Below are 25,318 nucleotides of genomic sequence, written 5' to 3' on the forward strand. Positions count from 1 at the left end.
TCGGCTGCGGACGCCGGGGCCGGGAGCGCGACCCTCCCCCGGGCAGTCATGCCAGGTTCCGCATCACGAGGCGGGTGAAGGCATCGCGCACCTGGTCGGAGCTGACGACGGCGATCAGGACCCCGGCGAGGATGACGCCGACGACCATCGTCGCCGCGTACTCGAGGCTGATCGAGCCCTCCTCCCCGCGACGCAGGGCAAGGAGGCGGGCCTTAATGGTGTACATGCGAAATATCTCCTTTTTCCGATTTATCAGAGCGCGGCAGCGCGTCCTGAAGGACGGCGACCACGACAGGTTTCTCAGAGCGCGGCGAGCGCGTCCTGAAGGACGGCGACCACGACCGGTACGACCCCGGCCAGGACGAATGCGGGCAGGAAGCACAGACCGACCGGCAGCACGGCGAGCACACCGACCCGGCGGACAGCGGCCTCGGCGGCCGCGGCCTTGGCCACGCGCAGGTCCGCGGCCTGCCGATCGAGGGTCCGGGTGAGTGCGGTGCCGTGCTCGGCACTACGCGCGGCGGCCCGGGCGAACCGCGCCCCACCCGGCAGGTCGGCCAGGTGCGCCCACGCGTCCTCGGGCGCGGCCCCGAGCCGTAGCGCCCGCCCGGTGCGGGCCAGCCGGAGCCCGACCGGCCCGCCGAGCACCTCCCCGACCGCGAGCGCGGCCCGGTCCGGTGGCGAGCCGGCCCGAAGCGCCGCCGCGAGCAGGTCCGCCGCGAACGGCAGGTCGGCCCGGGCCGCCGCCCGCTCCCGCCGGACCCCGGGCGGCTCGAGCCGCCCCAGCACCAGTCCGCACCCGACGGCAAGCACGCACCCGACGACCAGCCCGGTGACGCCGCCGATCGCGAGCGCCACGCTCAGCCCGGCCAGCAGCGCCAACGGCCACCGCACCCACCGGCTCAGCGCCCGATCCCGCCGCCCCTCATCGCGACGCTCACCCGCGGCATTGCGACCCTCGTCCGGCCTCGTACCCGAAGCACCACGGCCCGCGTCCCGGCCGCGACCGCCGCTCGCCGACCCCGATGCCGCACTGGGCAGCGCAAGGACATCGCCGTATCGCCGTGCCTGCGCGCCCCGGCCGCCGGTCGGCACCAGGGCACCGCCGCGCGTCCGGACGTCGTCGCCGCCGGCACCCACGGCCCCGCGAGGCGGGGTCATCACGACACCTCCGCGGTGGCGGTCCAGGACTCGCCGCCGTCGGTCAGGGCCAGGCTCAGCCCGACCGTCACCGCCAGCGGCAGGCGCAGGCCGGGGAGCAGGAAGCGGACCTGGGCGACGGCCATGTACCGGGTCAGGCCCGCGGACGACCGTTCGACGCCCACGCCGGCCGAGACCGACACCGGTGGTCGCTGCCACGTGGTCATCAGCGCACCTCCGCAGTGGCCGCCCGGACCATGCCGCTGGTCCACAGGAACCCGCCGCACTGCAGCGCGACCGCCGTGACGGCGCAGGCGGCGCCGAGCGGGGTGTGCAGCAGGTGTTGTACCGGATGCGTGCCCAAAGCGGCGCCCACCCACAGGCCGGCGGCGGGCAGCGCCAGCAGGACCACGGCCGTGGCCTGCGCCGAGGACAGCTGGGCTGCCACCCCGCCGCGCAGCGCCTGGCCGGAGCGCAGGTCGGCGTCGACGCGATCGAGGAGATCGGCGAGCGGAACGCCGAGGCTCTCGCTCAGCCGGTACGCCGCATCGAGCCTCGCCCGCGCCACCTCCGCCGCGGCCTCGGCCCGGCGAGTCCGACCGGCGGCGGCGGTCTCGCGCCGCGCGGCCGAGCCGTCGGGGATGGTTCCTGCGCGCAGCTCCTCCGTGGTCGCATCGACGGCGTCGAGCAGCGTTGTGACGATCCGTTCGGCCTCACGGCGTACCAGATGACGGCGAAACGCGACGAGGGCCATCAGGGCGTAGATGCCGGCGACGACCGCCGCGACGACGCCGGCGGCCAGCAACGCCGTTCCGGTCGCGAGGCTGGCGACGGCGGCGATCGCCGTGGCGGGGCGGTGCAGCAGGGCGCGCTCCGACCGGCGGGCGAGGACTCCCGCGCGGTTGGGGCGGCTCGGCGGCGGGGCGGCCGCGGCGCGGGTCACGCGGGCCAGGCGGGCGGCGGCGCGGCGGCCGCGCAGCCAGTACGCCATCCAGCCAAGGACGAGCGCCGCCCCGGCGGCGAGTGCGAGGTCGATGGGGTTCATGACCAGCCCTTCCCCGGCGTGTACCGCCACCGCCCGTCCGGCCGGGGCGGCTCCACGCCGCGCTTGGTGAGCAGTTCGTCGAGGTCGGCGGCGCCCGGGCCCGGCCCGTTGCCGCGCCGCCACGCGGTCACCACGCCGGCGGTGCGCCGCTGCGGGTCGAGCGAGATCACGCAGATCTCGGTGAGCTCCCGCCGGCCGGCGGGGTCGCGGTGCAGGTGGAGGACGACGCGCAGGGCGGAGGCGACCATGGCGTGCAGGGCCGCCTGCGGCACGCCGCCCAGGAGGCCGAGCGTCTCCAGCCGCGCCGGCACGTCGGCCGGCGAGTTGGCGTGCAGGGTCGCCGCGCCGCCCTCGTGGCCGGTGTTGAGCGCGCCGAGCAGGTCGACGATCTCCGCGCCGCGGCACTCGCCGACGACGAGCCGGTCGGGGCGCATCCGCAGCGCCTGGCGGACCAGCTCGCGCAGCGTCACGGCGCCGGCGCCCTCGACGTTGGCGAGCCTGGTCTGCAGTGTCACCACGTGCGGGTGCACGGGTCTCAGCTCGGCGGCGTCCTCCACGATGATCAGCCGCTCGCCGGGCGGGACGGTCGACAGCAACGTGGCCAGGACCGTGGTCTTGCCGCTGCCGGTACCGCCCGTCACCAGATACGGCAGCCGCGCCGTCACCACCGCCTTGAGCAGCTGCGCGGCGCCCGGGTCGACGGTGCCGCACGCGACCAGCTCGTCGACGGTGAACGCGGTGCGCCGGAAGGTCCTCAGCGACAGGTAGGGGCCGCCGAGCCCGACCGGCGGCAGGACCGCGTGCATGCGGGTGCCGTCGGGCAGGCGCACGTCCACGAACGGGCTCGCGTCGTCGAGGCGGCGTCCGGCGGTCGAGGCGAGGCGCTGCGCAAGCTTGCGCACCGCGGCCGGGTCGCCCAGCGAGCCCATCACCCGGCGCAGGCCGCCCGGGCCGCGGTCGACCCAGACGTACACGCCGTTGACGAGCACGTCCGTCACGTCCGGGTCGGCCAGCAGCGGCGCCAGCGGGCCGGCGCCGATCATCTGGCCGGTCAGCTCGTCGGTGACCTCGCGCAGCGTGTGCTCGCCGAGCAGGGCGGCGCCGGGCTGGGCCCGCACCGCGGCCGCCACGGCGCCCGGTGTCGCGTCGAGGCCGTCGACGGCCAGGCGGGCGCGGACCCGCTCGGCCAGACCGGGCTCGCCGACAGTGCGCTGAAGTGCCCTCATGCCGTCGCTCCCCGGCCGAGGCCGACGTCGCCGAGGATCCGGCGGCACAGGGCGGCGAGCGGGCCGCGCCCGCCCGCGGCCGGCGGCCGTCCCCGCTCGAGGCGGCGCGGCAGGCCGCGCTCGGCGCGCACCGAGCCGGCGATCGGCAGGCCCAGCGTGCGCGAGATCTGGCGGGCTCGCAGCCGGCCGGGCGCCGGCCCGCGCACCACCACCTGCAGCGCGTTGGTGTGCGGCGCGAGCGTCGCGGCGACCCGGCCGGCGGCCACGCAGGCGCGCAGCTCGGCCGGCACGACCAGCAGCACCCGGTCGGCGGCGCGCAGCGCGAGGACGGCGGCGTCGTCGAGGCGGCGGGGCAGGTCGGCGACGACCAGGTCGCGGCCTCGGCGACCGGCATCCAGTGCGGTGGCCATCGCCTCGTGCGGCAGGCGTGCGGGCGCGGCCCGGTCGCAGGAGAGCACGGCCACGCCGCCGCGGCGGGGCAGGGCGCCGACCAGCGCGGGCGGGTCGACGGCGCCGCTGGTGGACTGCAGGGCCGGCCAGCGCAGGCCGGTGACGTCCTCCCAGCCGAGGACGAGGTCGGCACCGCCGCCGAGGGGATCGGCGTCCACGAGCAGGGAGCTGAGGCCGACGGTACCAGCGGTGACGGCCAGCCCGGCGGCCAGCACGGTCGCCCCGGCGCCTCCGCGCCCGCCCACCACGGCGAGCACCCGGCCGCGCACGGCGGTCGTGACGACGGCGGACAGGCGCAGGAACTCGTCGACGAGGTGGTCCACGCCGTCGGGGAAGCGCACGACCTGGTCGGCGCCGATGGCGTCGGCGAGCACGGCGAGCCGATCCATCCCATGTATGCGGCCGACGAGCATCACGTTGCGGCGCTCCGGCAGCCGGGCGCGGGCGCAGGCGGGCGCGGCCTCGTCGCCGATGAGCACCAGCGGGGCGCGGGGATATCGATGGCGGGCCGCATCGGGGCCGGATGCCACATCGAGCTCGAGGGCGAGCCGGGCGGCGAGGTCGACGACCTGGTCGAGCAGCGCGGGATCGTCGGATACGAGCAATGGTCGGTGCACTGAAGGCTCCACGGTCGCAGCGGACGGCATAACTGCGCACACCCTGGCTCCATCGCGCGGTCGTCTGCTGGCCGTCGGGGCCGAATCTGTGGATAACTCGGTGCTTGTGGATAACTCCCACGGACGAAGTCGATCTGCTATGTAAACCCCGACAAATCGCCTCAGGGCGGGCATGGTCCGGCGGCGGTACCGAATGAAAAAAGTTTGGCCGTGCACCCGAAACCGTGAACGCTCAACAAAGCACCGGGCGTCAATGCTGGGATAGAGACGACAGTCGGCGGCCACTGTCCAAAAGGCCATGTGGCTGAAATCCGGCAACCTGCGCGGAAACGACCTCTACAGAGGGGACGACCCCCGCCGGGGGGTGACGGGGGTCGCCGGGGGTTCGGCTCCGGGGGGGTCGAGCCGAACCCGCTCAGCGGTCACGGGGGGTGCAACCGCCGAGGGTCAATAACGGGTCTCAGTCAAGCCGACATGAAACCGCGTCGCAAACATAAGCATGCCTGAGTCGACCGCCATACGTCGAGTAGGACCGGCCCGCAACACGCCCAGAACGCCAATCAATATTTCACTCTGGGGTAACTCAGGCGTGACTGCCTGCGAGCCGAGCGTGATCCAGTCGGCCTTTGGACGGTCTTTGGTCAACTTCGGACTCCACGGCGCCCCCCGCAACGCTACACTTGCCCGCCGTGGGGCGTAGCGCCGCGTTTTTCGATCTGGACAAAACGGTGATCGCCAAGTCAAGCGCCTTGGCCTTCGGTCGACCGTTCTATCGCGACGGGCTGATCAGCCGCCGCGATGTCATCAAAGGCGCCTACGCGCAGCTGATTTTCCGGGTGGGCGGCGGCTCCGACGAGCAGACCATGGCCAAGACCAGGGATTACCTGGCCGCGCTGGTCAAAGGTTGGCGCGCCGAGCAGGTCCGCCAGATCGTGCGCGAAACGCTGGACGAGCTGATCAACCCGTATATCTATGCGGAGGCCGCGGCCCTGATCGAGGAGCACCGGGCGGCCGGCCGCGATGTGGTGCTCGTCTCGACCTCGGGCGACGAGATGGTCCGACCTATCGGCGAACAGCTCGGCATCACCGACATCATCGCCACCCGAATGAACATCGGCGACGACGGCTGCTACACCGGCGAGATCGACTTCTACGCGGCCGGGCCCAACAAGGTCATCGCGGTCAAGGAGCTCGCGACCGAGCGGGACTACGACCTCTCGGCCTGCTACGCGTACTCCGACTCGGTGACCGACGCGGGGCTGCTCAGCCTGGTCGGGCACCCGACTGCGGTCAACCCCGACCGCGGGCTGCGCCGCGTGGCGGTCGAGCGGGGCTGGCCGATGCTGGACTTCCGCCACCCGATCCCGTTGAGCCGGCGGCTGCGCGAGCGGCCGGCCGTCCCGGTCGCTGCGGCGGCGATCGGCCTCGGCGCTGCGGTCGCGATCGGCCTCGCCATCTACAGCAAGCACCGCCGGGCCCGCGCCGCGCAGATCGCCGCGGCCGCAACCGCCTGACGCACACGCACAGTCGTCACGCGAACCCCATCAGTCACTTTCTGCAAGGTGGGGGTTCCGATCGTGGCAGCGGCGGCGTAGAAATGAAGAGCGAGGTCAGGCGGGGTACAACGGCCGGATCTCGTGCACGGCCTCCGGGCACCCACGAGCGACCAGCCGCGGTAGGCGCGTTACAGCGGATCCGCAAGGACCGCTGCAAACGGACTTGAGGTGCACGCCTGGTAACCCGGACGGACGTGTGTGACGGCGCCTCCTCCCATCGAGGCGCCGTCCACTGTGTCCGGGGCCGTTCAGCCCGCGCTGACCTTGTCGCAGATCTCGACGAGTTCCTCCGCGGCGCGCTCGGCCGCCGCCGCATAGTGGCGCAGCCAGGACCGCAGGCCGTCGGGCGTGCCTGTGGCGAAGGCATTGGCGGAGCCGACGTACTCGGGCTCGCGCGCCCGGTGCCCCACGTCCATCGCGAGCAGGCCCCGCGGATCGAGCCCGCCGGCCACCAGGGTCAGCCGGGCCGCGGACCGCGCCACCACGCCGTTCGGACCGGCGAATGCCTTCAGGGCCAGCAATTCCCCGTGTACCACAGCAGCCTGCAACAACACCGGAGCACTCGTGTCGCCGGTGACCAGCGCGGCCAGCCCGTCCAGGCGGGGCACCGCGTCCGGGTCGACCGGCCGGCCGAGCTCTGCGGGGCCGACGACGTCGCGCGCGATGAGCGTGTGCAGCTTGGCCAGCGCCTGGCGGGGCGCGCGAGTCCAGGTGGCCGTCAGTCCGTCCAGGGCGGCCGTGGCACGGAGCGCGCCCTGCACGACGGGGTCGGTGACGACGCCGGCGCGCACGCCCTCCAGGTCGAAGCCGTGCGTGTCGAGCGCGGCGCTGGCGACCGAGGTGCGCAGCGCCACCTCCGCGGCGACCGGGCCGCCCGAGCGGCGCAGGGCGCGATGGCGCATGGCGGCGTCGACGGCCGCCCGGGCCTGTTGCATGGCGGGCGCGACGTCGGCGAGTTCGAGCAGCGGTGCGAGTGGGTCCGATGGCACCCCCAGACGGTATCGTGCCACTACTGTGAACAAAGTTTAGAAAAGAGGCGCTTCTTTTCTGTCGTACCCCCGAACTAGCCTGCTTGCGAGAGCTGGACCACATCGAGGAGCCATCACCGATGAGCGAGACCTTGGAAAACCTTCTCAACGAAACACGGCAGTTCCCGCCGCCTGCCGAGTTCGCCGCCGCCGCCAATCTCACCGAGGGGGCTTATGCCGAGGCTCGGGCCGACCGCCTGGCGTTCTGGGAGCAGCAGGCGCGCCGGCTGAGCTGGGCCAAGGAGTGGGACCAGGTGCTGGACTGGTCCAATCCGCCGTTCGCGAAGTGGTTCGTGGGCGGTCAGCTCAACGTGGCGTACAACTGCCTGGACCGCCACATCGAGGCCGGCCGCGGCGACAAGGTCGCGATCCACTTCGAGGGCGAGCCCGGCGACACCCGCACGATCACCTACGCCGACCTGCACCGCTCCGTCTGCCAGGCCGCCAACGCGCTCACCGACCTCGGCGTCGTCGCCGGCGACCGCGTCGCGATCTACATGCCGATGGTCCCGGAGGCGGCGGTCGCGATGCTGGCCTGCGCCCGCATCGGCGCCACGCACTCGGTGGTCTTCGGCGGCTTTTCGGCCGACGCGCTCAGCGGCCGCATCATCGACGCGAGCGCCAAGGTCGTCATCACCGCCGACGGCGGCTTCCGCCGCGGCAAGCCCAGCGGACTCAAGTCGATCGTCGACGAGGCCGTGACCAAGACCCCCAGCATCGAGAAGGTGCTGGTCGTGCGTCGCACCGGCCAGGAGGTCGACTGGGACGGCGAGCGCGACCTGTGGTGGCACGAGGTCGTCGAGACCGCCTCCGCCGAGCACACCGCGCAGCCGTTCGACGCCGAGCACCCGCTGTTCATCCTCTACACGTCCGGCACGACGGCGAAGCCCAAGGGCATCCTGCACACCACGGGCGGCTACCTGACGCAGGCGAGCTTCACGCACCACGCCGTGTTCGACCTCAAGCCCGACAGCGACATCTACTGGTGCACGGCCGACATCGGCTGGGTCACCGGGCACAGCTACATCGTCTACGGGCCGCTGTCCAACGGGGCCACCCAGGTCATGTACGAGGGCACGCCCGACACCCCGCACCGCGGGCGGTTCTGGGAGATCGTGCAGAAGTACGGCGTGACGATCCTCTACACCGCACCGACCGCGATCCGCACGTTCATGAAGTGGGGCGACGACATCCCCGCGGGCTTCGACATGTCGTCGCTGCGCCTGCTGGGCTCGGTGGGTGAGCCGATCAACCCCGAGGCCTGGATGTGGTATCGCGAGCACATCGGCGGCGACCGCTGCCCCATCGTCGACACCTGGTGGCAGACCGAGACCGGCGCGATCATGATCTCCCCGCTGCCCGGCGTCACCGCCACCAAGCCCGGCAGCGCGATGCGCCCGCTGCCCGGCATCAGCGCCGACGTGGTCGACGACCAGGCCGGCTCGGTGCCCAACGGCGGCGGCGGTTACCTCGTCCTGCGCGAGCCTTGGCCGTCGATGCTGCGCACCATCTGGGGCGACGACCAGCGCTTCATCGAGACCTACTGGTCGCGCTTCGACGGCATGTACTTCGCCGGCGACGGCGCCAAGAAGGACGACGACGGCGACCTGTGGCTCCTCGGCCGCGTCGACGACGTCATGCTGGTCTCCGGCCACAACATCTCCACCACGGAGGTCGAGTCGGCCCTGGTCAGCCACCCGAAGGTCGCCGAGGCCGCGGTCGTGGGCGCCACCGACCCGACCACGGGCCAGGCGATCGTCGCCTTCACCATCCCGCGCGGCGGCGTCGACACCGACGGCGAAGCGGGCGAGGCCCTGATCCAGGAGCTGCGCAACCACGTCGCGAAGACCCTCGGCCCGATCGCAAAGCCCCGCCAGATCATGCTCGTCGCGGAGCTCCCGAAGACCCGCTCCGGCAAGATCATGCGCCGCCTGCTGCGCGACGTCGCCGAGAACCGCAGCCTGGGCGACGTCACCACGCTGCAGGACTCGACGGTGATGGACCTCATCGCGTCGGGCCTGCAGTCCGGCAAGTCCGAGGACTGACCCTCGCAGGCGCGGGATCCGGCCACCGGCCGGATCCCGCGCTCCGCGCCCGCCGCCGCGCTCCGCGCCCGCCGCCGCGCTCCGCGCCCGCCGCCGCGCTCCGCGCCCGCCGCCGCGCTCCGCGCCCGCCGCCGCGCCTTGCCGTCGTTTAGTCAGCCCGCGGCCGCTGCCAATTCGTCGTGCCGTGGCCGTGCCGCGCCGCCGCTGCCGTGGGTCCAAGGCGCACTCGCTGCCGTGCACCACGCCGATGCCCGAATCCGCGGCGGTGATCGTGCGCCATTCGGCCGCTTGCCGCGCGGCTTCGGGGGATCAGTGAGGACAAGCGGCGCAAGCCACAAATTGCCCAAAGCACCAAAAAGGAAGTCGGCGAGAAAGCAATGGGAGCGCTCGTCGGAGGCGCATCACCGGCAACTGGCGGGGGGCCAGCCGAACGGGTGCCGGTGCCGACCTGGCGCGCATACCTGCGGAGTGCGGCTGCGCATTGCCGGGGCGCATTCGAAGACCATCGGGGCCTGCGCGACATTATCTCTCCACGATCATGCGAATTTCGCCCCGCTACGAGATGGTTTTTCATGATCGTGGAGACAAGATGTACCGGAGGCGGTGTTTTCTCTCCACGTTGATGAAAAGCGGGGCCCGGGCAGGCCGAAAACAGCGTGATCGTGGAAAGGAAATGCCGCCCGAAGGGCTGAGCGGGCCAGGTGAGATCGCGTGGTGCGGGAAATGTCCCAATTGGGAGCGTAAAAGGGGGCGGCCCCCGGGACCGGGGCCGCCCCTGGTACGCGTAGGTGGAGCTACGCGTAGATCTTCACTGGGGTGTAGGTCTGGCGCGGGAAGATCTGACCGACCTCGGCGTCGGTCAGGCCGAACCGGCCCTGTGCTACTGATCCAAACACTGAGAACATGTTGTTCATTTCCGGCACGTCGCCGTTGATCAGGGTGTCGAGGCCGTTCCAGGTGCCGAGGAGCTTGCCGGCGAGCTTCTTGCCGGACAGGACCACGACGCCGCCGCCGTGGCCGTGGTCGGTGCCGCCGCCGTTCTCGGCTACGCGGCGGCCGAACTCGCTCGAGACCATGATGGTGACGTTCGAGGCGAGGTCGGGGCCGAGGTCGTCGAAGAAAGCGGCCATACCTGAGGCTAGCTCGCCGAAGTGCTGTGCGACGTAGCCGCCGCGGGTGCCCTGGTTCTCGTGGGTGTCCCAGCCGCCCATGCCGACGGTGGCGATGCGCACGTTGGCGCCGCCCTTGATCAGTTGGGCGAGCTCGCGGAAGGCATTGCCGACGCCGGTGTACTTCACGCTGTTCGCCGGGGTGTAGCCCTCCTGCGCGAGCTTGCTCGCGAGGGTGAGGGCGTCGATGCCGGCCTTGACCGGGGCCTCGATCGGGTGGTTGACGCCGGTGAACAGGGCCTTGATCGCGTCGACCGTCGGCTGCTTGAACTTGCCGTCGCCGTTGACGTTGAGGGACGCGACGCTGTTGAGGGCGAGCGCGCCGCCGCCGCCGACGAGGGAGCGCGGCAGCGTGGAGCCGATGCCGATCGCGCGGAAGGCGGTGCCGGGGCCGAGCTTGTCGGCGAGGTTGGTGAGCCAGCCCATGCCGCCGGTCTCGGCCGGCAGGCCGCCGAGCTGGCAGATGTCGGTGGCCGCGAAGTGGCTGCGGTCCAGGCGCCGGTCGCTCACCGCCGGGATGAAGGCCAGCTGGCCCGCGTCCAGGTACTTCTTGAGCGGCGCGAACGACTCGTTGAGGCCGAAGCCGCGGTCGAGCGCGAGCGACGTGTTGGTCGGCAGCGTGAAGCTCGGCCGGACCCGGGTGAGCACCGCGTCGTCCATCGGGGCGAAGAGCGACAGCGCGTCGGCGCCGCCGTAGAGGAACACGTGGATGAGCGTGCCCGTCGGGGAGGCGGCGAACGAGGCCTGCGTGGTGAGGAACTGGCTGGTCGCCAGCGCCGTCGTGGTGGCCGCCGCGCCGACGACGAAGCGACGGCGGGTCACGCCCCGGCCGTCCTCCTGCGCATCCTCTTCGCGCGCGAGGTCGAGGTACCGATTCCGGACGCTCTTCTGCTCTTCCTGCACCGCGACCGCCTCGGCCCGAAGCGAGGCCTCGAACCGGTTCGGGCCGAGCCGCAGCAGGTCGGGGCACTCCGGGTGGAGCGACTTCTGCTTCCGCACTGGCTTCTCCATGGTGTGCCGCCTACCGGAGGTGGTGGTGGGGGGTGGCGAAGATCGCGCGCGCGACCGCGGCGATGCCGCCGTTGAACGTGGCGTCCACCGGGGTGGTGGCGGTCATCGTCGGGCTGACGATGTGCAGGATCGCGGTCTTGCGATCGTTGTCGAGGGTGACGTTGATGAGCTTCTTGCTCAGCGCGTCCAGGTAGGCGCCCGCGGTGGCCGGCGGGTTGGCGATGAGCGCCTCGGGCTTGGTCCAGGTGAACTGGCGCCGGCCGCCGGTGATCGCGGTGTACGCGTCGTTCCACTGGTTGACCATGGTCCCGGCGGAGGTCCAGGCGACGTACACGTCCGGGTACCCGTTCGGCGTCGGCAGCTCCATCGGCGCGTGCCCGAACTCCTCGAGCTTGCGCATGATGTCGCCGAGGCCCTGCACCATCGGGCTGACGTTCGTGTTGTTCGACGTGAACCCGGCCGGCGCGTCCGCGCCGATCTCGAGCGCCCGGTAGGTGGCGGTGAGGTACTCGCCGGGGCGGCGCACCTTCTGTCCGACGGACTCCCAGAACTCGGTCCGCGACAGCATCGTCATGAGTACCGCGGGAATGTTGCTCTTCTTGTCGACGTACGTCTTGGCCATGGCGTCGACAAGAGTCTTCGGCGGGACGTCGGAGACGAACCGGGTCGCCAGGTTCTGCGCCATGTAGCGCGCCGTGTTCGGGTGCAGCGCGATGTAGCGGAAGTACGCCTCCTGCACCGCCTCGCCGCCCGCGGCGTCGCCGTTCGGGTGCGAGAAGCCCATGATCTTCACCGGGCCGACGTAGTGCTGCTCGGGCCGGTACACGTACTGGTTGTCGCGGATGCTCCGGCCCGTCTGCAGCATCGCCGCCTGGCGCACGTCGGCCTCGTTGTAGCCGTTGAAGGCGCCGACGGTGTAGAGCTCGAGGTTCTCGCGGGCCAGGTTCTCGTTGATCTGGTCCTTCGTCGACTCCTGCTGGTCGAGGTAGCGCAGCAGGGCCGGGTGGCGGTTCGCGGCGACGAACATGTCGACGTAGTTGCCCAGCGCGTGCTTGCGGATGACGTCGCGCTCGAAGGACGCCCGGACCAGCTCGTTGCCGTCGTGGAACGCCGCGACGTGCAGGTAGTCGTCGAAGAAGTCGACCATCATCTCGAACAGCTGGCGATCGGAGAACAGCTGCTTGGCGATGGCGTACTTGACGTTCTGGTCGTCGGCGTGGATGCCCTTCTTGTCCAGGTCGTCGCGCTGCGCCTTGAGCTGGTCGTACGTCATCGCCCAGGTGACGAGCTCGGCGTCGGCCTTCTGCTCGCCGCGGGTCAGCGGGATCGTCTCCGGCTTCATCTGCTTGTCGATCCAGCCGTTGATGCCCAGCTTGGTGATGTCGCTGACGACCTTGGCGTTCGGCCCGAACGTGAGCCGGCTCGCGAGGTGGCGGACCGGGTCCTTCTTCGGCAGCACGGTGTTGGCCTTGACGACCGCGTTCTTGGCGGCGTCGGCGGGGGTGCCGAACGAGGAGCCCGATGTCGGGGTGTTCTTGCGGATGCCCAGGCCGGCGTTGCCGTTCATGAGGCTCTGGTTCTGGTCGACGTACGCCGGGGCGGCGGTGTCGGCGGCGGCCGACTCGGCGGCGGCGGCTCCCTCGGGCTGGGTGCCCTTGCCGAAGAACTGCGTGACGGCGTACGCGCCGCCGCCGATCAGCGCGGCCGCGCCGCCGCCGATGGCGACCATCGCGGCGCGGCGGCGCCAGTTCGACGGCTCGTCGTCGTACTCGTCGTCCTCGTCGAGGTCCGGCAGGGGGCCGCCGCGGCCGCGACTCGCGCTCGGGTCGTAGAAGTGCGGACCGGAGCCGCCACGGTCGGCGGGCATCGAGCCGGTGCCGCGCGGGCCGGCGGAGCGGCGGTCGTATCGACCGGTCTGGTCCTCGTACCCGGACTCGTAGTACGAGTCGCCGTACGGGTCGTAACGCTCGTTCATCTACAGGTCCCGATCAGACGATGGGGGGAGCGCGTGTCGAAATCGGAAGGTAGTGGCTGCTCAGAAGCCGTTCAACCCACGACTGAAGCGCCCTGATCGGGACTTAAGACAAGCTCGGTGACCCAAGGTCACAAGATCCTTAATGCGTGCCTCGGAAGTGGCAGTGAGCTGCTGAAACGCATGTAACAAACCCACAGCGAAACCGATATCAGCACAGCTATATTTAAGGTTGGTTTGTAACTTCTCGCACGTCCGGTTCAGCCGGTTCTGTCGAGCCACACGTCGTGGTAACCCGCGCCCGTGCACGGCGGGCCGGCGGCGATCGACATGCGGCGTTCGTCCAGGTCGAGCAAGACCGAGTAGAGCGACTCGGCTCGATCCGCCTCCGGCAGGTCCGGCTCGTCGTGGCGGCAGATCGACTGTGGGTGGCCGCCGTGATCGCGCAGCACGCGCCGCAGGAGCGCCTCGTCGATCGGGCCGGCGCCGAGCAGCCGGCGCGCCCGGGCGGCGCGGAAGAACGACGAGCCGCCGAAGCTCTTGAGCGTGTCGATCGCGGAGAGCGCGGTCTCGAAGTGGTTCGCGTGCGTGATGACCCCGTCGACCGGGTGCAGGAAGCCGGCGTCGCCGGGCGCAATCTCGAGATCGATCGCCTCGCCCGGGGTACCGGCGGCAAAGGCCTGACCCACGAGCAGGTTGATGCTCGCACCGCGCGGCGGTGCGCAGGCGGCCTTGATCGCGGCGCCGAGGTGGCGCGCGTCGAGCGCGGCGCGCAGCAGCACGTGGTACGGCACACCGCCGTCGCGGCAGTCACGCTCCGTGCCCAGCATGTTGACGCAGACGCCCAGCCCGGCGCCGTTGAGCCCGGTCTTGGCGAGCATGCCGGCCTCGGTCAGCGCCAGGACCCGGCCGCCGAGCTCGTCGTGAGTGGCCAGCAGCAGCGCGTAGGGGCGCTGGTCGGGGTGCCAGTCCCAGTTCTGCGCGAGCAGTGTGTGCCCGGTGACGCTGCGCTCACCCAGCACGGCGATGGCGGTGCACTCGTGCGGATACGCTCCGTAAATCAGCTCGGTGCGCCCGTTCAGCGCATAGATCTCGTCCGTGTGCACGCCGGCACCCTCGGCAACGCCGTCGAGCATCTCGGCGACGCGTGGGGCATGCCGGTGTGACGCCTCGCGAAACAGCGCGCCGTAGCCACGTGATCGCTCGGCGTCAATGCCGGCAACGGCGGCGAAGCGGGCCATGTAGCTCGCCGTGTTCGCCCTGATGAGATCGGCGGCGGCCACACCGTACGCAATGCCGCACTCACGAGGTGTACCGGAGACAGAAATCAGCGGCAGGGGCAAATCCATGGCGAGAACGTAACCGTCCGCCTGGCGGGATTTCGACCCTCTTGGCCCTACGCTGAGCGACATGAACCCCTCGGTTGACGACACGTGCGTCATGATCGACGGGCCGTGGTCGCACCGATTCGTCAGCGCCAACGGCACGCGCTTCCACGTGGTGGAGGCGGGCACCGGGCCGCTGGTGCTGTTCCTGCACGGATTCCCCGAGTTCTGGTACGCGTGGCACAACCAGCTACACTCCGTAGCCGAAGCCGGCTTCCGCGCGGTCGCCGTGGACCTGCGCGGCTACGGCGCGAGCGACAAGCCACCGCGCGGTTACGACGGGTACACGATGGCGGGCGACGTCGCCGGCCTCATCCGCGCGCTCGGCGAGCGCAGTGCGATCCTGGTCGGCGCCGGCTACGGCGGCATGATCGCGTGGGCGACCGCCGCGTTCCACCCGAAGATGGTCCGCCGCCTGGTCGTGCTCGGCGCCGCGCACCCGCTGCGGCTGCGCGCCGGCCTGGCCACCGACCCGCGCGGCCAGCTCGCCGCGGCCAAGCCCGTGCTGCGCTTCCAGGTGCCGCGCTTCGAACACGTGCTGACCAAGCACGACGCCGCGCTCGTCGGCGACTACCTGCGCCGCTGGGGCGCGCCGGACTGGACCGCGCGAGAGTCATATCGCGACTACGAAGCGTGCTGCCGCGAGGCGATGCAGATCCCGCAGGCCGCGTTCTGCGCGATGGAGACCTACCGATGGGCCGTTCGCTCGGCGCTGCGGCTGCAGGGGTACCGCTTCGTGAAGCTCCTGCAACAGCCCGTGACGGCCCCGACGCTGCAGCTGCACGGCGCACTCGACCCCGCCGTGCTGCCACGCACCGCGCAGGGTTCCGGACGCTACGTGCTCGCCGAGTACGAATGGCGCCTGTTGCCCAACGCCGCGCATTTCCCGCATCTCGAACAACCCGACCTGATCACGGGCGAAATCGTCAGATGGGCAAAAGCCGGATAATGCATGACTCGGGTCCATGCAACTGACGACCGTTGTTCCCACCAGCGCCGGGTCTGGGGCGATCTACGCGAAGCTCATCGAGCCAGGCTTGGCGAAGCGGTCGGCGCTGGGGCGCCTCCCTGCCAGGTCCGTGGTGCCAAGACCTCAGACGCGGTACTCGCGCAGCTCGCTGACCTCGGCCTTGGGCGCCCAGCCCTGATACACGCCGTAGTCGAACTCCTCGAGCCCGAGCTCGGCGGCGACCGGCGCACGCCCGCCCGTGTACTCGACGCGCAGCCAGCCGTCGTGCTCGCCCAGCACGATGAACGGCTGGTCGCGCCAGAAGCAGGTGGTCCGCACGTACACGAGGTCGTCGACGTCGCCGCGGTGCACGATCCGGCGGTGCCGGCCGGGGCGCACCTCGTCGAAGCCGTCGCTCGCGTCCGGGCGGTAGAGGCGCACGTCGTCGCCGTCGGGGCTGGCCTCGTACTCGGCGCCGCGCCAGCGGGCCGCGTAGCCGTCGCGGATCACGAGCCGACCCTCCGCCACGCCGGGCCGTCCGCGTCGAGGCGGGCGATAAGCTCCTGCTGGCCGTCGCGCCGCACGCGCCACAGCTCGGCGTTGTGCGGCAGCCGCGCGCTGTCGACCTTGAACTCGGCGATGACGTCGCCGGTCTCGCTCGGCGCGAAGCCGTTGCCGCGGAACGGCGGCCGCTCGATGACCCAGCCCTCCATGGCGCGCATCGCCTCGTGCGACGGCCCGCCGTAGGGGATTCGGTACAGGTCGCCGCGGTAGGAGATCCAGCGCAGGACGTAGGCCTCGTCGGCGTCCGGCTTGAACGAAGACCCGGCGTAGCCGAGCCCGAGCGCGTTGTACAGCTGGTCGGGCGTGCGCAGATGCTGGACCTCACCGGCACGGTGCACGAACCCGGACACCCGGTCGTAGTTGCGCTCGAGGTAGTGCGAGAGCTGCTCCGGCGAGATCGGCTTCTGCATGACCTGCTCGCGCCCGGCGCCCGGCGGCTCGTACGCGGGCCGCCGCTCCGGCTCGGGCGCGGGCTTGGACGCCTCGACAGCCGGCTGGTCGTCCGGATCGTCCACGCCGAGCCCGAGCTCGGTCGCCCACGTGGCCAGCTGCACGACCTCGGTCCCCGGCAGCACGGCACCCGCCGGCGACTCGGGGTTGATCGCGAACGCCAGCTGGTCGCCGGGCGGCCAGTGCCGGATCAGCCGCGTGAACTTGATCAAGCTCCCCTGCGCGTCGGCGCCCAGCCGCTCCTGCATGCGCTCCTGCGACGTGAACACCACCAGGTGCGGCAGCCCGTTCATGTGCTCGGTGCGCATGTTGGCCGGCTCGACCGGCCCGTCGCCGGTCCAGAACGGAATGATCACCTTGGCCAGCAGCAGCGTCGAGAGGAACCGGTCGGTGCTGTTGGCCTGCACGGCCTCGAACAGGTCCTGCTCAACCGTGTTCGCGGGCCGGAAGTCCGGATCCGCCTTGGCCGCCCTGGCCGCCGGCGTCACGACTTCGGCATCGACGATCTCGTCATGCAGCCGGACGGGCGGCGCGTCGTCGACGATCTCCGGCTCGTACACCGGCTCGTGCGTGGGCTCCCGCGTCGGCTCGACGTGGTACATGGTCGTCGGCTCGTCGGCCAGGCTGCTCCACGAGAACGCCGGCTCCCCCACCCGCGTCGGCTCGTCATCGGCCGTGGCCGACGCGTCCGGAACGGCATCCTGCTGGAAGTCCGGCCGCTCGGCGGCCCCGTCCTCGAAGAACGTCCGCAGCGACGGCGACGGCTCCTCGTCGGCCCGCACGGCTTCGCGCCCCGGCCCGACGAGGAAGAACGACCCGGTGTTCTCCTTCTCGTCGCCCGCGCTCTCGTGCGGCTGCGCGAGCTCGTCGACACCCGAGGCGAACGAGACCTGCACCGGCTCGCCGGCTTCGGGCTCGGAGCGCAGATCGGCCAGCGCCGCGTACGGGTCCCGAATCGGCGGATCGTCGGCCCGCGACTCCGTGAACGCGCTGAACGACCGCGCCCCCGGTTCGTCGTCGAAGAACGGCCGCGGCTCCTCGGCCGCACCTCCGCCTTCACCGGGCGCCCCGAAGAACGACGGCGTCGCGCCCGGCTCGTTCCCGCCGCCGGCAAACCCACCGTCGGACCCGAACTCATCGCGCCCGACCTCGGCCCGGCCAGCGTCACTCTGCCCGAACCCAACGTCGGCGCGCCCGACTTCGGCACGGCCAATGTCGCTGCGCCCGACTTCGGCACGGCCGACTTCGGCGCGCCCGCTGAAGAACGACGACGGCTCACTCTGCGGCTCTTCGGCACCCGGCCACGGCGACCGCGTTGGTTCGCTGGCCGACCACGTGGACGACGCCGGCTCCTGCCGCGCCTCCTCGCCGCCCGACCACGCCGACCGCTGCTGATCCGCGCCCGACCAGCTCGACTGCGTCGGATCCGGCCGCTGATCCGTGCCCGACCAGGTCGGCTGCGTCGGCTCCGATCGCTGATCCGTGCCCGACCAACCCGGCCGCGCCGGCTCGGACCGCTGCTGATCGGTGCTCGACCAGGCCGCCTGCACCGGCTCCTGCCGCTGCTGGTCCGGGCCCGGCCAGGCCGACCGTTCCTGGTCAGCGCCGGCCCAGCCCGAAGGCGTCGGCTCCGACCGCGTCGCGGAGTCCGCCGACTGGCGCGACTCGAACGACCCGCGCTCGGCGGCCCACGACGACGGCGTGTCCGAAACGTCGGAGAAGAACGGATGATCATCGAGGTCGCTGCCCCCGAAACCGGCGCTGCGCGCCCCGGCGGCAACTTCCCCGAACGCCCCGCCCGATGCGCCCGGCGCGGCCTCGGCCGTCGGCGCCTCGCTCACTTCGGGCGCCTCGGTGTCGAGCCGGCCGAACCCGGGCCGGTCGAGCACCGGCCGGTCGAACGGCAGCGGCGCGGGCGGCTCGGCCGGACGCCACGGCTGCCCGGCGCCCTCCTGCCCACGCACGGCCTCTTCCCGGCCCGCCTCGACCTCGTCACCGCCACGGAAGGAGTCACCACCGCGGAAGGAGTCGTCGCCGCGGAACGTGTCGCCTCCACCGCGAGTCGCGAGCCCGGACCGGCCGGGGCGCACGTCCGCCGAGCCCGCCCACCCGGACGGGCTCGGCTGCGGCTCCTCCACGGCCGGCGGGCCGCTCGCGAAGCTCCCTGGATCGATCAGCCCCGGCCGTTGCGCCAACGGTTCACTCGAAAGGGGACGCTGCGGCAACGGCTCGCCGGACCGCGGACGCGGCTGCAGCCCCTCGCCCGAGCGGAACGCGCCCGGCTCCTCGGCGCCGGGCCGCGACGGCAGTGGTCCACCCGGCCGGTACGCCGCGGGCGGCTCCGCCTCGGGCCGCGCCGTCTGCGGCTGTCGCGTCGGCAGCGGCGGCCCCGAGGCCAGCGGCAGGTCCGGCGGCGGCTGCCACGCGGCCGGAATGACCGGTTCGGCGTGCTCGGTGTAGATCTCGCCCAGGCTGCGCGCCGGATCCCGCCGCGGCCAGTACCGCCGCGGATCCCCGCCGGCGTCGTCGCGCCCCGGCTCCTGACCCGCACCCGGACGCTGCGGAAGCCCGGACTCGCCGCCGAGCGGGCGCTGCGGAAGGCCGGGCTCGCCGCCACGCGGGCGCTGCGGGAGGCCGGGGTCAGCGCCGAGCGGGCGCTGTGGGAGGCCGGGCTCGCCGCCGAGCGGGCGCTGTGGGAGGCCGGGCTCGCCGCCGACGGGGCGAGACGGCAGTCCGGACGCGCCGCTCGTCGGGCGCATCGACAGGCCCGACTCGCCACCACTCACCGGCCGCGAGGGCAGGCCAGACGCGCCGCCGCCAATCGGCCGCGACGGAAGGCCGGACTCACCCGGCCGCGGGGGCAGCCCGGGCTCGCCGCCGGCGACCGGGCGCGAGGGCAGGCCGGACTCGCCGCCCGCGGGCCGCGTCGGGAGGCCGGACGGGGGCGCGCCGCCGTTCTGCGGGCGCGTGGGCAGGTCGGTGCGGGCGGACGGCCCGCGGTCGAGGCCGGAGAAGAGCTCGCGCTCGCCGGGCACGTCCAGCGACTTGCGGTCGGAGTCGTCGAACAGGGCGCGGGAGGCGGCGCCGGGGAACGAGGCGCGGCCGCGCACGGCACCGGCGCCCGAGGTCGGCGCGCCCGATGTCGGGGTGCCGTTGTCCTGCGGCTGAGCTCCTGGCGTACCACTGGGGAAGGAAGAACGGCCCGAGGACCGCTCGAAGTGAATCGGGCGATCCGCCCGAGTCGGCAGAAATGCGCCCGGCGGCGCCACGTCCGGCATCGGGACCTCGCGGCGCGGCACGGCGGGCGGCGCGGGCGGGGCCGACGGCGGCGGGACGGGCGAGGGCGTTGCCGGATATGAACCGGCCTGCCCCGGATACAGCGGCGGGCTCGCGGGCGGCGGCACAGCGGGCGGCGCGGGCGCGGGCGCGACCGGCGGGCTCGCGGCGGCGACGTTCTGCCCGGACTGGTCGGCGCGCATCCGCTGGCGCTCGATCGGCGTCGGCGCGGGCTGGTTGGGCACGGTACGCAGCGGTACCTGCGCCACGGCCCGAGTCCGGGCGGACGCCTGCTCGATGCGGGCCCGCGCGCCCAGCGTGCGGCCCGGAAGGCGGACGTCGCCGCGGCTGATCTGCGTCACGAACCACGAAGGCAGGTAGCCCTCGATCGGCAGGCCGGGGTTGACCGCCAGCCACCAATCGACGTTGGGCCAGATCCCGGCGAGGTCGCGGAACGGCACCCGGCGATGCGTGCCCGGGTGGCCCGCCAGGCACTCCTGCAGCGCCGACGGCGAGGTGAAGGCCAGCACGTGCGTGCGACCTTCGGTGGTCCAGGTCCCCCAGCCACCTTCGCCGTTGGGCGAGCTGTCGGGCGAGATCGGCAGCAGGACGTCCGCGCGCGCCAGGATGCGAAAGTACTGCTCCTGGTCGTTTGCGCGCAGCGCGTCACGCATGGCGACCTCGGCCTCGGTGGCCGGCTCCCACTCGCTCACGGCCACCCCCTCTTCGGGCTCGGAAACCGCCGCGTCGCCGAAACCTAACCTATACGGCCAGGGCAATTCGAGGGGTGCGACGCGGGCAAGCGCTCCGGCCAGCATAGCGATCGAAGCCCCATGCCTCACAGCGCTGTCTCATTCGCGGCACCCATCGGGTCGTTCGACGGGACAGTCCATCGACACCCTCCGTTCTAACATGAAACGCATGCCGCATCGAAGCGCGATGTCCGCTTTGGCGGTTTTACTAGCTCTTGCGGGTTTCCTCACCCCGGATCCGGCCGTGGCAACGGCCCCGGCAGGCTGCCCGGGCACCGTCCGCCGCCCACCTCCGGCCCCGTCGGGCACGCCATGGCCCCAGCAGTGGTACGACCAATCGCAGCTGAACGCCCTGGCAGACGGCCACGGCATCGTGGTGGCGGTGATCGACTCCGGCGTGGACGCACGACACCCGCAGCTGCAAGGCGCCGTGCAACCCGGCCCCGACCAACTGGACGGCGGCAACTCGGTGCTCGACTGCGTCGGCCACGGAACGGGCGTCGCGGGCATCATCGCCGCCCGCGCCGTCGCCGGCTCCCCTTTTCGTGGCCTGGCCCCCGCTGCGACGATCCTGGCCCTGCGCGTCAGCGAGCAGACCGAGGCCGAGGACGGCTCCCTGTCGGGCCGCCGCGGCACCCCCGCGGGCCTGGCGGCCGCCATCCGCGATGCAGTGGCGCACCACGCCGGCGTGATCAACCTTTCCCTGGTCACGTACCGCGACGACGAGATCGTCCGCGACGCGGTCCGCTACGCCGTGGACAACGACGTGGTCGTGATCGCCGCCGTCGGCAACGGCGCCGAGCAGGGCAACAAGACCCCATACCCCGCCGCGTACGACGGCGTGCTCGGCGTCGGTTCCGTCTCCCCGGACACCCAGCGCGTCACGACATCGCAGATCGGCCCGTACGTCGACCTCGTCGCCCCCGGCGCCCAGATTGTGACAACGGCAACACCGGACGGCCTCCAGCTCGTCGACGGCACCAGCTTCGCCACCCCGTTCGTGTCAGCCACGGCGGCTCTGCTGCGCCAGTACCGCCCGGATCTCTCCGCCGCCCAGGTCGCCGCCCAGCTGACCGCCACGGCAGACGGCGGCCACGCGGGCCCCGGCTACGGCGCCGGCGTCCTCAACCCGTACCGCGCCCTCACCGAGTACACGGGCGCCTCCCCTCGACCGGCCGCCCAGCCTCTTGCCCAGCCCGCCCGCGCCTCGTCCGCCGCACACATGGCAGCTCGCAACCAGACGCTCTTGTTGGCGTTTGCCGGCCTGCTGACGGTCGCGATCGGGTTCTTGATCGCCGTGGTGGTTCCCCGCGGCCGTCGCCGTGGGTGGCGCCCCGGCCTGCGGGAGCTTCCGCCTTCACAGCCGCCGACGCCCGACCGCACCGAACCAGCTTTCAGCCCGTCACCGAGGCGCTGACTCAAGCCCGTCGCGGCTGTCCACTGACTCCGCGTCCGGTCGCCCGGCCAAATGCTGACATATCCGATTTGTCGGGCGTCTGGTCCTGACGAACCCGTGCCCGACAAACCTGTGCCCGATAGATCGGATCCGTTCGAGGCGCATCCGTGGCTCAGCTTCGCGCCGCTGTACCGGTCTACGCCCGAGACACAGCGGCGCCCACCCCGCAGCCGAGCGGAGTGGGCGCGCCGCGGCTCTGCGGGGTGGGCGCCGCTGAACGAGCCGCTCGCCCAGCCGTTGCCGGGGAGCCAGCCGCTCAGCCGTTCCCCCGCGAAGCTGAACGACCCGGCCGCTCAGCCGTTCCCTGGGAACAGGTGCGTGTTGCGGACCTCCGTCTCGCGATACCGCTGCATGGACTCCTCGACCCCCACCCGGATGTCGCGCAGCATCTGGGCCAGGTCGGCACCCGCACGCTCCCAGTTGGCCTGCCGCAGCGAATACGCGTCCTTGGCGTCGCCGTGCCAGTTGGCGGTGAGGCGGCGGCCCAGCTGCGACGCCTCGTCGAGGCGGGAGTGCAGCGTGTTGAGCGCCGACTGCAGGGACTGGCTCGCGTGCTCCAGCGCGCCGAAATCGACTACCAGCGTGTCGTCCACGAATCCTCCGGGTCAGCCGAGAGCGGAAAGGTCGGTGCGGGTCGTGCGGCCGATCGTGGTCGCCGCCTCGGCGTCGGTCGCGCCGTAGTTCTGGCCCGCGCTGCGCAGACCCTCCGCCGTCTCCAGCAGATTTCGATTGAGCACGGCCTGGTCGTTGTTGAATGCGGCCTTCACCGCCTCGAACGAACGCCCGCCGGCGCCCTGCCAGCCGCCGCGGGTCACTTCCAGCTCGCGCATCAACGTGTTGAGCATGCTCTGCAGCTCCCCGTTGACCTGCTCGAACCGCTGGGCCGCGGCATTGAGCTCGGCCTGTTGGGCCTGTGTCGTCTGAGCCACCGGCGATCGCCCCGTTTCTCGTTAGTGGACTTTGACGTGGTCAGCCGACGCTATCGACACCCCCCGATCGCCCACCAGACCCAATCCTTCGCTGTGGATAACTTCCGGCATTTCGCCTTTATGATGTGCGGCATGGCGGAGGGCCGGTCGTTCATCAAGTGGGCCGGCGGAAAGACGCGCTACGCCGCGCAGCTCGTCGCCGCCGCGCCGGCGTACACGGGCCGCTACTGGGAGCCGTTCATGGGCAGCGCCGCCGTGTTCTTCGAGCTGCGGCCGGCCAAGGCAGTGCTCTCCGACGCCAATCCGGAGCTGGTCGCCTGTTTCCAGGCGGTGGCCGCCGATCCGGAGGCGGTGATGGCGCGCCTCGACGCGATGCCCAACACGCCGGAGGAGTTCGCGCTGGTCAGGCGGCAGGACCCGGGCGCGCTGGACGACATCGGGCGCGCCGCGCGCGTCATCTACCTCAACAAGACCGCGTTCCGGGGCCTGTGGCGGGTCAACCGTCGCGGCGGGTTCAACGTGCCGTATGGAGCGTATGACAGGCCGTACTATCGCCGGGAAACGCTGCTGGAGGCCTCCAACGCACTCGCGTGCGCCGATGTCCGCCTGTGTGACTTCGCCGATGCGCTGCGCGAGGCGGCGGCCGGCGACTGGGTCTTCCTCGACCCGCCCTACCTGCCCGAGGGCGGGTTCGCGGACTTCAAGCGGTACACCGCGGGCCAATTCCGCGACGCCGACCACGAACGGCTGGCGGCGCAGATGCGTGAGGCTTCGGATCGCGGGGTACTGCTGACCATGACCAACAGTGACACCGACGCCACACGGAGCATCTACGCCGGGTTCACCATGACCCGCATGGCGACCCGCCGCGACATCAACCTGCGCGCGGCGGCACGGGCGAGCTCCGACCTGGTCGTCACCAACTACTGAGCGGGCTGGACGGCCGCGGCCGCGTCGAGCGCAGGCCCCGCAGGCAGCAGCGCGACCACCTGGCTGGGCACCGCGATCGGCTCCTGCCCGCCGTACCCGAGTGCCGACAACGCCTCGGCCGCCGGCACGGCATGCCGCCGCCCGAGGTCGGTGACCAGCGTGATCACGCCCGTTTCGGTCCGCACCAAGGCACCACTTCCCGGCGGTACCACAACCCGATCCGCCAACACCGCCCCGTCCGCCGTCGCCGAGGCGGTCCGCAGCGCGTGCGACAGGTCGGGCGCGGTGGAGCCGACCGTGACGGCATCGCCGGTACACACCTGGTCGGCCCGCCCGTCGAGCAGCTCCGGCGGCGCGGCCGGCAACGCACCGTCCCCGCCCGGGTCCGGCGCGAACGCCTTGACCGTGCGCCCCTGCACCAGCGCGGAGAACTCCGCGGGCGCGAGCGGCAGCAGCGTCCCACCGCCCTGCACGGCCGCGGTCTCGGGCGCCGCGAGCAGCAGCGCGGCCTGCATCGGCGTGACCGACGCGAGCCCGTCCGCCGTGACCAGGAACGCGTCGGTGCGGGAGCCGGACGTCACGCCGTACAACTGCCCGATCCGGCCGCCGGGAACCTGCCGCCCGCGGTCGGCCACGACGGGCGTGACCAGGTCGGTCCCGGACGGCACCGCGTGCAGTAGCGCCTGCGCCACGGCCACCTGCGCCCGGGCCGACCAGACCAGCGCGGGCAGCGCCGCCCCCGGCTGCCGGATGAGGTGCTTGTGCCCGTGCCAGACCAGATACGTCTGCTGCTGCACCCCGGTCACCAGCAGGCCTTTTTCTCCCAGGGGTGTACCCCCTGAGGGCCCACCCCCGACGAACAGCACCGACCCGCCGTCGTTCGAGCAGACCGTCCACGCCCCTTTCCGCAGCCCGGACGCGGGCGGCAACGAGCTGGGCGCCCCCGCAATCCCGAGCGTCTCGCCCCTCGGCGCACCGGCCAGCGCCGAGCGCGAAACGACAACGGTCGGCGCGCCGGCGGAGTTGAGAACGAGCAGCGCAGAGGCCTGATTCAGGACGGGGTGGAGCACGTCGTCGCGGTACACAAAAAGCGCACCCGACTCCTGCTCCACAATGATCGCCTTGTCATTTCGCCATTTGCCAGAACTCCCAGGCCGCAGCGCCCCGATCGCGGCCGCACCACCAACACCCAGCGCGGCGATCAACAGCCCGACGAGCGTGGCTCCGCCAACCCGCCGAAAGGGCGGCTGAGCAGGATCGGTGTCTCGCATCACCAGTGCCGAGACCACCCGCTGAACCATGAACTGGTACGAATGCAGCTGGTCCTGCCGCGACGCCATCGGCCCCCCAAAACTGTCGTACCGGCGC

20 protein-coding genes and 1 pseudogene are annotated in these 25,318 nt (G+C 72.1%); 5 read left to right on the plus strand and 16 right to left on the minus strand.

The window, feature by feature from the left end; genetic code table 11:
• Positions 1–46 precede the first annotated feature (46 nt).
• From ABD901_RS01265 to ssd, 6 genes are all read right to left on the minus strand, one after another.
• Complete coding sequence (locus ABD901_RS01265; RefSeq protein WP_345120251.1) at positions 47–226, minus strand: DUF4244 domain-containing protein; 180 nt, start codon at positions 224–226, stop codon at positions 47–49.
• Positions 227–300: 74 nt separating this feature from the next.
• The gene (locus ABD901_RS01270) at positions 301–894 is read right to left on the minus strand and encodes a type II secretion system F family protein (protein WP_345120253.1); all 594 of its coding nucleotides are present in this window, start codon (positions 892–894) and stop codon (positions 301–303) included.
• Between the two features lie 266 nt (positions 895–1,160).
• On the minus strand, positions 1,161–1,367 hold the full coding sequence (locus ABD901_RS01275; RefSeq protein ID WP_345120255.1) for a hypothetical protein: 207 nt from the start codon (positions 1,365–1,367) through the stop codon (positions 1,161–1,163).
• A complete protein-coding gene (locus ABD901_RS01280) occupies positions 1,367–2,185 on the minus strand; it encodes a type II secretion system F family protein (protein ID WP_345120257.1) in 819 nt (272 codons plus the stop codon). Before ABD901_RS01280 ends, ABD901_RS01275 begins: the two co-directional genes overlap by 1 nt.
• Positions 2,182–3,411, minus strand: coding sequence for a TadA family conjugal transfer-associated ATPase (locus ABD901_RS01285; protein WP_345120259.1), 1,230 nt, complete (start codon positions 3,409–3,411; stop codon positions 2,182–2,184). Before ABD901_RS01285 ends, ABD901_RS01280 begins: the two co-directional genes overlap by 4 nt.
• On the minus strand, positions 3,408–4,508 hold the full coding sequence (ssd, locus tag ABD901_RS01290; RefSeq protein WP_345120261.1) for a septum site-determining protein Ssd: 1,101 nt from the start codon (positions 4,506–4,508) through the stop codon (positions 3,408–3,410). Before ssd ends, ABD901_RS01285 begins: the two co-directional genes overlap by 4 nt.
• A 650-nt stretch (positions 4,509–5,158) precedes the next feature.
• On the opposite strand from ssd, the gene ABD901_RS01295 reads away from it, so the two are divergent.
• On the plus strand, positions 5,159–5,992 hold the full coding sequence (locus ABD901_RS01295; protein ID WP_345120264.1) for an HAD family hydrolase: 834 nt from the start codon (positions 5,159–5,161) through the stop codon (positions 5,990–5,992).
• Positions 5,993–6,282: 290 nt separating this feature from the next.
• On the opposite strand, the gene ABD901_RS01300 is transcribed toward ABD901_RS01295, so the two are convergent.
• Complete coding sequence (locus ABD901_RS01300; RefSeq protein WP_345120266.1) at positions 6,283–7,023, minus strand: Fic family protein; 741 nt, start codon at positions 7,021–7,023, stop codon at positions 6,283–6,285.
• Between the two features lie 119 nt (positions 7,024–7,142).
• Between ABD901_RS01300 and acs the strand changes: the two genes are divergently transcribed.
• Complete coding sequence (gene acs / locus ABD901_RS01305) at positions 7,143–9,107, plus strand: acetate--CoA ligase (protein ID WP_345120268.1); 1,965 nt, start codon at positions 7,143–7,145, stop codon at positions 9,105–9,107.
• 794 nt (positions 9,108–9,901) lie between these two features.
• On the opposite strand, the gene ABD901_RS01310 is transcribed toward acs, so the two are convergent.
• The 3 genes from ABD901_RS01310 to ABD901_RS01320 form a co-directional block, all read right to left on the minus strand.
• The gene (locus tag ABD901_RS01310; protein ID WP_345120270.1) at positions 9,902–11,275 is read right to left on the minus strand and encodes a DUF1501 domain-containing protein; all 1,374 of its coding nucleotides are present in this window, start codon (positions 11,273–11,275) and stop codon (positions 9,902–9,904) included.
• A 22-nt stretch (positions 11,276–11,297) separates the two neighbouring features.
• Entirely contained in the window at positions 11,298–13,262 is a 1,965-nt protein-coding gene (locus ABD901_RS01315; RefSeq protein WP_345120272.1) for a DUF1800 domain-containing protein, read from the minus strand.
• Between the two features lie 257 nt (positions 13,263–13,519).
• Positions 13,520–14,608 carry a C45 family autoproteolytic acyltransferase/hydrolase gene (locus tag ABD901_RS01320; RefSeq protein ID WP_345120274.1) on the minus strand — a complete coding sequence of 363 codons (1,089 nt, stop codon included), beginning with the start codon at positions 14,606–14,608 and terminating at the stop codon, positions 13,520–13,522.
• Between the two features lie 61 nt (positions 14,609–14,669).
• On the opposite strand from ABD901_RS01320, the gene ABD901_RS01325 reads away from it, so the two are divergent.
• Positions 14,670–15,593: an alpha/beta fold hydrolase gene (locus ABD901_RS01325; protein WP_345120276.1), complete on the plus strand. Its 924-nt coding sequence runs from the start codon at positions 14,670–14,672 to the stop codon at positions 15,591–15,593.
• A 144-nt stretch (positions 15,594–15,737) separates the two neighbouring features.
• Here ABD901_RS01325 and ABD901_RS01330 read toward each other — a convergent pair whose 3' ends face one another.
• The 3 genes and pseudogenes from ABD901_RS01330 to ABD901_RS58940 all read right to left on the minus strand — a co-directional run.
• Entirely contained in the window at positions 15,738–16,103 is a 366-nt protein-coding gene (locus ABD901_RS01330) for a hypothetical protein (protein ID WP_345120278.1), read from the minus strand.
• Complete coding sequence (locus ABD901_RS01335) at positions 16,100–20,086, minus strand: SseB family protein (protein ID WP_425556655.1); 3,987 nt, start codon at positions 20,084–20,086, stop codon at positions 16,100–16,102. Before ABD901_RS01335 ends, ABD901_RS01330 begins: the two co-directional genes overlap by 4 nt.
• Positions 20,087–20,263: 177 nt before the next feature.
• Positions 20,264–20,701: pseudogene (locus ABD901_RS58940) on the minus strand (SseB family protein); the annotation flags it as partial.
• Between the two features lie 94 nt (positions 20,702–20,795).
• On the opposite strand from ABD901_RS58940, the gene mycP reads away from it, so the two are divergent.
• Positions 20,796–22,052, plus strand: coding sequence for a type VII secretion-associated serine protease mycosin (gene mycP, locus ABD901_RS01345; protein ID WP_345120281.1), 1,257 nt, complete (start codon positions 20,796–20,798; stop codon positions 22,050–22,052).
• 332 nt (positions 22,053–22,384) lie between these two features.
• Here the strand turns inward: mycP and ABD901_RS01350 are convergent, their stop codons facing one another.
• Both ABD901_RS01350 and ABD901_RS01355 read right to left on the minus strand, forming a co-directional pair.
• Positions 22,385–22,684, minus strand: a complete 300-nt coding sequence (locus ABD901_RS01350; RefSeq protein WP_345120284.1) for a WXG100 family type VII secretion target — start codon at positions 22,682–22,684, stop codon at positions 22,385–22,387.
• 12 nt (positions 22,685–22,696) lie between these two features.
• On the minus strand, positions 22,697–23,020 hold the full coding sequence (locus ABD901_RS01355) for a WXG100 family type VII secretion target (RefSeq protein ID WP_345120287.1): 324 nt from the start codon (positions 23,018–23,020) through the stop codon (positions 22,697–22,699).
• A gap of 132 nt (positions 23,021–23,152) precedes the next feature.
• Between ABD901_RS01355 and ABD901_RS01360 the strand changes: the two genes are divergently transcribed.
• Positions 23,153–23,950, plus strand: a complete 798-nt coding sequence (locus ABD901_RS01360) for a DNA adenine methylase (RefSeq protein ID WP_345120289.1) — start codon at positions 23,153–23,155, stop codon at positions 23,948–23,950.
• Here ABD901_RS01360 and eccB read toward each other — a convergent pair.
• Positions 23,944–25,290, minus strand: a complete 1,347-nt coding sequence (gene eccB / locus ABD901_RS01365; RefSeq protein WP_345120291.1) for a type VII secretion protein EccB — start codon at positions 25,288–25,290, stop codon at positions 23,944–23,946. The genes ABD901_RS01360 and eccB overlap by 7 nt on opposite strands.
• Between the last annotated feature and the right edge of the window lie 28 nt (positions 25,291–25,318).

The sequence above is a fragment of the Dactylosporangium darangshiense genome, assembly GCF_039537565.1.
GTDB lineage: Bacteria > Actinomycetota > Actinomycetes > Mycobacteriales > Micromonosporaceae > Dactylosporangium > Dactylosporangium darangshiense.

Coding starts and splice junctions, on each gene's coding strand:
- ABD901_RS01360 (WP_345120289.1), top strand. CDS start 23,153: ATGGCGGAGGGCCGGTCGTTCATCAAGTGGGCCGGCGGAAAGACGCGC.
- ABD901_RS01335 (WP_425556655.1), bottom strand. CDS start 20,086: ATGCGCGCCGACCAGTCCGGGCAGAACGTCGCCGCCGCGAGCCCGCCG.
- ABD901_RS01280 (WP_345120257.1), bottom strand. CDS start 2,185: ATGAACCCCATCGACCTCGCACTCGCCGCCGGGGCGGCGCTCGTCCTT.
- ABD901_RS01320 (WP_345120274.1), bottom strand. CDS start 14,608: ATGGATTTGCCCCTGCCGCTGATTTCTGTCTCCGGTACACCTCGTGAG.
- ABD901_RS01325 (WP_345120276.1), top strand. CDS start 14,670: ATGAACCCCTCGGTTGACGACACGTGCGTCATGATCGACGGGCCGTGG.
- ABD901_RS01265 (WP_345120251.1), bottom strand. CDS start 226: ATGTACACCATTAAGGCCCGCCTCCTTGCCCTGCGTCGCGGGGAGGAG.
- eccB (WP_345120291.1), bottom strand. CDS start 25,290: ATGGCGTCGCGGCAGGACCAGCTGCATTCGTACCAGTTCATGGTTCAG.
- ABD901_RS01315 (WP_345120272.1), bottom strand. CDS start 13,262: ATGAACGAGCGTTACGACCCGTACGGCGACTCGTACTACGAGTCCGGG.
- mycP (WP_345120281.1), top strand. CDS start 20,796: ATGAAACGCATGCCGCATCGAAGCGCGATGTCCGCTTTGGCGGTTTTA.
- ssd (WP_345120261.1), bottom strand. CDS start 4,508: ATGCCGTCCGCTGCGACCGTGGAGCCTTCAGTGCACCGACCATTGCTC.
- acs (WP_345120268.1), top strand. CDS start 7,143: ATGAGCGAGACCTTGGAAAACCTTCTCAACGAAACACGGCAGTTCCCG.
- ABD901_RS01275 (WP_345120255.1), bottom strand. CDS start 1,367: ATGACCACGTGGCAGCGACCACCGGTGTCGGTCTCGGCCGGCGTGGGC.
- ABD901_RS01285 (WP_345120259.1), bottom strand. CDS start 3,411: ATGAGGGCACTTCAGCGCACTGTCGGCGAGCCCGGTCTGGCCGAGCGG.